Below are 5272 nucleotides of genomic sequence, written 5' to 3'. Positions count from 1 at the left end.
TGATGCTAAAACGGGGGTTAGTGGTCACTGATTAGGCGCAATAATGGTTCTATCAAAAAATAAGACATTTAAGCAATAAACCTATGTCATAAACATAAGCCATAAACATAATTTTAAGTTATAGAACAATAACAAGGATTGTTATATGAGACCCATAGTTAAGTACCGACTGCTGTTTTTAGCCTTTGCGATAGTGCTGTTTACTATTGGCGTGCAGCTAACCCCAGAATCCCTTGCTACAACTGATGACGAACTTAGGTTAAGTCTTATTGCTATTGGCTATTTTGGCTTAATACCGTTGGCGTATTGGTACTGCATAATCAAAAAAGGCAGCCAAAAGTGGTGGAAGCTGATTATTATTTTAAGTACTAGCAGCTTGGTAGCGAGGTTAAGTTTTCCGGCAGATATCGCTGACTATTTTGAATTTGTCGCTTGGCTACGCTACCCCATTGTTGGGGTGTTATTGATCATTGAAGCTTACTTAGTGTTTACTATTATTCGTGGCTTATTGAAGGTCAGAAAGGTAAAGGGCGATCCACGAGTGAGTGCGGTTGAGGTGTACGCAGATGAAGATGAAAAGGCTTTGTCTATCGCCTTCATCGTCGCTGGAGAGCCGACTAACTGGTATTACGCTATCCCATGGTTTTCACGTCATCACCCCGCAGCCATTAGCCACATTAAGTTATTGAGTGCCAAGCCTTGGCATTTGTTATTAATGCTTATCGGTTGTTTCACTAGCTGTGTTGCCAGCTATATGATTTTGGTTAACTGGAGTGAGTTAGCCGCGATTATCGTCTCTTCAATCATCAGTTTAACCTTGGTAATGCTGGTGGCTAATTACCGTATATCACGCCACTATTCACTTTATATAATCCGCGATAGATTAGTGGTTAATAATGCTATTTGGGGTTTTATGGCGATCGATATTAACGAGATTGAAACGGTTGCAGTGAATCAAGCAACCAAAAAGGTTGTCGATGATGAACTATCAATAGGGCGAGGTGAGCAGACTAATCTCACTATCCGTTTTAAAACGCCACAATGGTATTTTGGTGGATTAGGGCAGTTAGTTGAAAAGCTGACTGTGGTGCATATTAATGTGGCTGAACCAGAAAAGGTGGTCGCGGCACTGGCTGATATTGAGCAGTCTGAAGCGGCTTAAAAATTCATATTTACACTAAACGTAACCCATAAAAAATGCGTCCACAGTGGACGCATTTTTTATGCAAACTATTAATACGGCCGTTCGCTTAGTTTTTTACTATTTTTTCGAGATCAGCTGGGCGGTAATAAACGGATTTTAATACCTTACCTTGACGAACCACTTTACCTGCCATTTCAACATCTTTAGCACACTTAGCAATGATGAATTCACCCTTAGTACTACCAACAATGTCAACACCTTGTTTAGCATAGTGAGCAATGGTTTCATTCAGCTCTTGCTCATTGCGACACACTTTACTCATGTTGCTAGAGTGAACTTCATCCCAGCATTCAATGAAGTTAACTTCACGGTTTTTAGCAACAGACAGTAATAAATCAATTAAATAACTAATTTCTAGACGGTCACTAACTTTTGCTGCGCCTAAGTGGACTAAACGCCCCATTAGTACATAAACAGAGTCAACGATGGCATCAGCTTGTTCAACACGGCAATCTGCTTCTGCGAGCTCTGTGAGCTCTTCAATAATCAATGAAGTGTGTAGGGTATCTGCTTTGTCGTCTAGGCTAGCTGCATTTTCAATGGGCAAATCAAAGGTGCTACGAAACTCTCTGATATCACGATATAAATGGTCATAAATGGGTTGGTCTAATACAGATAACTTCATTATTTATTAAGCCTAGAAAGTAGTAAATAGGCGAATATGGTAATGAATTGACAGGGCTTGTTCAAGATAAACGGCGGCCCAATTGCACAGGGACACCGTTTGTGAATAAAAAAAACCGCCTAGGATGAATCAGGGATGTTAGGCGGAGGTTAATAGACAACCTTTTGTGATGATGAAACTTTCAAATTAATTATCGATGGGCGTATTTTTCAATCAGACCATCTAAATAAGGTTGGATACCTTCATCTGTCCAATCAATGTATCCACGAACAAAGCCGACTAGGTTTCCTTTGCCGTCTAAAATAAAGCTAGCAGGCAGTAAATCTGCAGGCATGATGTAATCAACATTCTTGTCAGGATCAATCCAAGTCGCGTAATTATCAAAACCATGTTGTTCGAAAAAGGGTTTTATATCATCTGGATTTTCATCAATAGAAATTGGCACAAGTGCAAAGTCTTTATCTTGATTTCGCTCTTTAATTGCCTGCATCGCTGGGATTTCTTTGATACACGGTGCACACCAAGTTGCCCATAAGTTCACCATGACTAGCTTGCCGTGGTGTTGTGCTAGGTTGACCTTGTTTTGTTGCTGATCGCTAAAGTCAATGTCTTGAATTTTGCGCGCATTTCGCAGCTCAACAAAACGCGACATCACCATAGGTTTCTCTATTTGTTCACCCGTTTCATAGACTTTCACATCCACAGGCTTTGCAGCAGCATTAAAAGTAACGCAGCCAGTTAAAAGCAGTAACGTGATTGGCATTAATTTATTCATATTCATTCTCGTTTAAATGGAGTTTAATTGGCGTTTGGGGTTGTTTAATAATCCAAGCGATACCACCGATTATTGTGAAAAAAAACAACCCAATTGGGATGAGCCATAAAGCTAACGTGCCTGAGTGCAGGCTAGGTTGATAGCGGATTCGTTCGCCGAAACGGGCTACCATAAAATCAATGATTTCTTGTTTGGATTGACCCTGATCGAGTTTTTGAAATATGTGCCCTTTAAGCTCGTTTGCTATTTGGGTTTCCGAATCAAATAAACTGCGATTATCAGATGCTGGGCAGCGCAGTTCTTGGGCAATTTCAAAACCAAGTTGACGTTTTTCATCAGCAGAATAATTTCGGTGGGATAATGCCTCAGAAGCCGTGACATTTTGCACGCTAAATATCAATAACACGGTTAATATGGCCACTGAAATAGGGCTGAACATGCGGTGGAGCATTCGATAGAATGGGGTCATGAGGTTGCCTCCTCTAGTCGAGATGTTTTCTGATCATTAGTGCGACATGGTGAGTGTTTTGATGCAGTGCTGTCACGGCAAGCTATGACAACCCATACGCCTGCTAACATCATCAAGATTGCGCCAATCCATAACCAATTCACCATAGGTTTGTAACTGATACGCACTAAATACTCTGTGTCGTTGAGCTGGTTGCCCATTGAGACATATAAATCTTTACCTAAGGTTGAATAGACTCCTGCTGCAGACATCTGCATGCCGTTAGTTTTAAAGGTTTGACGTTGCGGGTAGGCATAACCTACCGTCGTTTCTTCCTCATCCATAATACGAATGTTGGCTTGTAGCGCATCGTAACTGTTGGTTGAAACTTGCTGGGTGTTTTCAAATACGAAGGTATAACCTGCTAGTGTTCGCCCTTGATTAGGGCCCATGCTCAACACTTCTTCTTGCTCAAGGTTTGATACAACAGAGCCTGCAAAAATAGCCACTGCGACGCCAAGATGAGCGACACACATAGCATAAAATCGACGAGTCTGTGTTATTGAACTGGTATGAAGTTGATGCTGGATCATGGCAATGATCAATGTGAGCACTAACCAAGTCACAGACATTAAACCGATGAAGAACCAAGCATTTGCTTGTTCAAATGAGTTGTTGATGATTGCTGCTAATACGATTGAGATACCTAGCAAAAACGCAGGCACTTTCAGATTCTTAGCGCTATCTTGTTGCCAACGCAGTAGAGGGGCTAGCCCCATTAATAAGCTGAGTAGTACCAGGATAGGGACAAAAATACTGTTGAAATAAGGAGCGCCTACAGAGATGGTGACGCCAGTAATAACTCGGTAAATAATCGGATAGTAACTACCTAGTAGTACCGATAAAGCTGCAATAACCAGTAACAAGTTGCCGATTAATATCAAGCTATTGCGTGAAATTAAGGCAAACTTATCGGTAGATTGTATATATTGAGCCCGAGTGGCAAAAAGTGCTAAGGCGCTACCAGAAAACAGTACCAACAATAGCAGTATTGACATACCACGAGTTGGATCCGCAGCAAATGCATGAACGGATTGCACCACACCTGAGCGTACGATAAAAGTGCCCAGTAAGCTTAATGAGAATGCTAAAATAGCCAGAAACAAGGTGAGCTTTTTACATTGTCCGAAGCGTCCAGTCATCACCACTGAGTGGACTAATGCAGTGGCAACTAGCCAAGGAATGAAAGAGGCATTTTCAACCGGGTCCCAAAACCACCAACCACCCCAGCCTAGTTCGTTATATGCCCACCAAGAACCAAACGCATTACCCCCTGTTAAGAAAACCCACGCCAAAATAGCCCAAGGACGTAAATAGCGCGCATGCTGTTGTGTGAACTGTTTTCCCATGAGTGCAGCAACTGCCGCAGCGAAGCACACCGTGAGACCAACGTAACCTAGAAATAATAACGGTGGATGAATAATTAAGCCGATGTTTTGCAAGATAGGGTTGAGGTCTCGACCTTCGATAGGGAAGTTGGGTAATAACCTAACAAATGGGTTTGAGGTGAAAATGATGAATAAGCTAAAGCCACAGATAACAGCTGCTAGCACTGAAATTGTTCGGATAAAGAAAGCATGATCAGCTTCATTGTTATGAGTATTGGCAATAATAACCGTCCATAACGCGATAGCACTCACCCAAAATAACATTGAGCCTTCGTGGCTGCCCCAGATAGCAGCGACTTTATAGAAAGTCGCTAACTGAGTATTAGAGTGATCAGCGACATAGGCTACTGAAAAATCATTGCTAATAAAGCTAATAGCTAAACAAATAATCGCACCTAAAAAAGCACTAATCATCATATTACTGATAGGGCGATAATAGCTAATTAAATAAGCATTACGCTTATATAAGCCCACCATAGGAATAACGGCTAATAATAATGATAACGCAGCGGCTATTATTAACAGTAAATGTCCAATCTCTGGAATCATATTATTACCTATATATTGTGTGGAGGGGTTGATAATTAATATCAAATAAATCTATTTTGTTAATGAGAAAGTTATATCAATATTAATTAGACGTTTTGTTGTCTTTAAACGACTTGTTTCTAGCGACTTATATCATCAATTAAATAAGAAGCAACTGAAGGTTATCTATGTTGAGGATATTTTTCTGTGAGGTTGATCTTAATAATTTTGCTAATTTTAATAT

Annotated in this window: 5 protein-coding genes; 1 reads left to right on the top strand and 4 read right to left on the bottom strand. The window is 40.7% G+C overall.

The genetic code is table 11. From position 1 onward, the window contains the following. The first annotated feature begins 145 nt into the window (after window positions 1–145). Window positions 146–1162: a hypothetical protein gene (locus BCU91_RS17000; protein WP_102531978.1), complete on the top strand. Its 1017-nt coding sequence runs from the start codon at window positions 146–148 to the stop codon at window positions 1160–1162. A gap of 88 nt (window positions 1163–1250) precedes the next feature. Here the strand turns inward: BCU91_RS17000 and BCU91_RS16995 are convergent, their stop codons facing one another. The 4 genes from BCU91_RS16995 to BCU91_RS16980 all read right to left on the bottom strand — a co-directional run bounded on the left by BCU91_RS16995 (window position 1251) and on the right by BCU91_RS16980 (window position 5049). After that, window positions 1251–1829 carry a nucleoside triphosphate pyrophosphohydrolase family protein gene (locus BCU91_RS16995; protein ID WP_102531977.1) on the bottom strand — a complete coding sequence of 193 codons (579 nt, stop codon included), beginning with the start codon at window positions 1827–1829 and terminating at the stop codon, window positions 1251–1253. 190 nt (window positions 1830–2019) lie between these two features. Then, the gene (locus BCU91_RS16990) at window positions 2020–2604 is read right to left on the bottom strand and encodes a TlpA disulfide reductase family protein (protein ID WP_102436891.1); all 585 of its coding nucleotides are present in this window, start codon (window positions 2602–2604) and stop codon (window positions 2020–2022) included. After that, window positions 2597–3073 carry a cytochrome c-type biogenesis protein CcmH gene (locus BCU91_RS16985; RefSeq protein WP_241903470.1) on the bottom strand — a complete coding sequence of 159 codons (477 nt, stop codon included), beginning with the start codon at window positions 3071–3073 and terminating at the stop codon, window positions 2597–2599. Before BCU91_RS16985 ends, BCU91_RS16990 begins: the two co-directional genes overlap by 8 nt. Further along, window positions 3070–5049 carry a heme lyase CcmF/NrfE family subunit gene (locus tag BCU91_RS16980; protein WP_102476506.1) on the bottom strand — a complete coding sequence of 660 codons (1980 nt, stop codon included), beginning with the start codon at window positions 5047–5049 and terminating at the stop codon, window positions 3070–3072. Before BCU91_RS16980 ends, BCU91_RS16985 begins: the two co-directional genes overlap by 4 nt. Between the last annotated feature and the right edge of the window lie 223 nt (window positions 5050–5272).

The sequence above is a fragment of the Shewanella sp. 10N.286.52.B9 genome, from assembly GCF_002873635.1.
Taxonomy (GTDB): Bacteria; Pseudomonadota; Gammaproteobacteria; order Enterobacterales; family Shewanellaceae; genus Shewanella.
The sequence above is the reverse complement of the archived record's forward strand: the minus strand, read 5'-3'. Positions and strand labels throughout refer to the sequence as shown.

Bases quoted from the DNA above. Each gene is read 5' to 3' on its own strand.
- BCU91_RS16990 (WP_102436891.1), bottom strand. From the start codon at position 2,604: ATGAATAAATTAATGCCAATCACGTTACTGCTTTTAACTGGCTGCGTT.
- BCU91_RS17000 (WP_102531978.1), top strand. From the start codon at position 146: ATGAGACCCATAGTTAAGTACCGACTGCTGTTTTTAGCCTTTGCGATA.
- BCU91_RS16985 (WP_241903470.1), bottom strand. From the start codon at position 3,073: ATGACCCCATTCTATCGAATGCTCCACCGCATGTTCAGCCCTATTTCA.
- BCU91_RS16995 (WP_102531977.1), bottom strand. From the start codon at position 1,829: ATGAAGTTATCTGTATTAGACCAACCCATTTATGACCATTTATATCGT.
- BCU91_RS16980 (WP_102476506.1), bottom strand. From the start codon at position 5,049: ATGATTCCAGAGATTGGACATTTACTGTTAATAATAGCCGCTGCGTTA.